Source organism: Tessaracoccus sp. OH4464_COT-324 (genome assembly GCF_003932855.1).
In the GTDB taxonomy this organism is placed as follows: Bacteria; Actinomycetota; Actinomycetes; order Propionibacteriales; family Propionibacteriaceae; genus Arachnia.
In genome coordinates this window covers 1-1,961 of sequence record NZ_RQYZ01000041.1, presented here as the reverse complement: position 1 = coordinate 1,961, position 1,961 = coordinate 1, and the positions used below count along the sequence as shown (strand labels likewise).

The window sequence follows — 1,961 nt, the reverse complement described above, 5'->3', positions numbered from 1 at the left end:
TTCACTAATTCTCTCTGCTCTCACAATCAAAAACAAGCTGTTCACTCTCAATTTTCTACGCTATCTTTTCTATAGTCTTCTATTCTATATCTTCCATAGCTTTCTCTTCTGTCTTTAGTCTATCTCTACACAACCCCAAAACACTCAAGATTGTATGGTTAAGCCTCTCGGGCAATTAGTATGTGTTAGCTCAACGTATCACTACGCTTACACACCACACCTATCTACGTCGTAGTCTCCAACAACCCTTACAGACTTATAGTCTGGGAGAACTCATCTTAAGGCAAGTTTCGTGCTTAGATGCTTTCAGCACTTATCTCTTCCGCATGTAGCTACCCAGCAATGCTTCTGGCGAAACAACTGGAACACCAGTGATGCGTCCACTCCGGTCCTCTCGTACTAGGAGCAGCCCCCCTCAATTCTCCAACGCCCACGGCAGATAGGGACCGAACTGTCTCACGACGTTCTAAACCCAGCTCGCGTACCACTTTAAATGGCGAACAGCCATACCCTTGGGACCTACTTCAGCCCCAGGATGTGATGAGCCGACATCGAGGTGCCAAACACCGCCGTCGATATGAACTCTTGGGCGGTATCAGCCTGTTATCCCCGGAGTACCTTTTATCCGTTGAGCGATGGCCCTTCCATTCAGAACCACCGGATCACTATGACCTGCTTTCGCACCTGCTCGACTTGTCTGTCTCGCAGTTAAGCTTGCTTATACCATTGCACTAACCTGACGATGTCCGACCGTCATTAGCAAACCTTCGTGCTCCTCCGTTACTCTTTGGGAGGAGACCGCCCCAGTCAAACTACCCACCAGACACTGTCCGAGTACCCGTTTCAGGTACTTCGTTAGAACATCAAACGTTAAAGGGTGGTATTTCAAGAATGGCTCCACAATCACTGGCGTGACTGCTTCAAAGCCTCCCACCTATCCTACACATCAAAATTCAATGTTCAGTGTCAAGCTATAGTAAAGGTTCACGGGGTCTTTCCGTCTAGCCGCGGGTACACCGCATCTTCACGGCGATTTCAATTTCACTGAGTCTCGGGTGGAGACAGCCTGGCCATCATTATGCCATTCGTGCAGGTCGGAACTTACCCGACAAGGAATTTCGCTACCTTAGGACCGTTATAGTTACGGCCGCCGTTTACTGGGGCTTCGATCAGGAGCTTCTCTTTCGATAACACCATCAATTAACCTTCCAGCACCGGGCAGGCATCACACCCTATACGTCCACTTTCGTGTTTGCAGAGTGCTGTGTTTTTAATAAACAGTTGCAGCCAGCTGGTATCTTCGACTTACTTCACCTTCGTCCGCAAGGGACTACAATTACGGTAAGCGCACCTTCTCCCGAAGTTACGGTGCTATTTTGCCTAGTTCCTTCACCCGAGTTCTCTCAAGCGCCTGAGTATTCTCTACCTGACCACCTGTGTCGGTTTTCAGTACGGTTTAGATAAACCTGAAGCTTAGTGGCTTTTCCTGGAAGCGTGGTATCAGTAACTTCATTCCCTTAGGAACTCGTCATCACTTCTCGTTGTTTAACTGGGTAAGCGGATTTGCCTACCTACCCCAACTACCTGCTTAAACAGACATCCAACAGTCTGCTTACCTAACCTTCTCCGTCCCCACATCGCAGTTTATCCAAGTACGGGAATATTAACCCGTTTCCCATCGACTACGCTTTTCAGCCTCGCCTTAGGGGCCGACTCACCCTGCCCCGATTAACGTTGGACAGGAACCCTTGGTCTTCCGGCGAACGAGTTTTTCACTCGTTTTATCGTTACTTATGTCAGCATTCGCACTCGTGATACGTCCAGCAAACCTCTCAGTTCACCTTCATCCGCTTACACGACGCTCCCCTACCCAACAGGCGTATCACTAATATTCCTTTCTTCGATTTCAATCCGACTCAACGTTCGGGTTGCTTGACCAACATTTCATTCCACTTCGTTTC

The 1,961-nt window shown here is 48.6% G+C and carries 1 rRNA gene; it reads right to left on the bottom strand.

Annotated features, from left to right (window positions below):
• Positions 1-154: 154 nt before the first annotated feature.
• A 23S ribosomal RNA gene (locus tag EII42_RS13340) occupies positions 155-1,961 on the bottom strand; the annotation flags it as partial.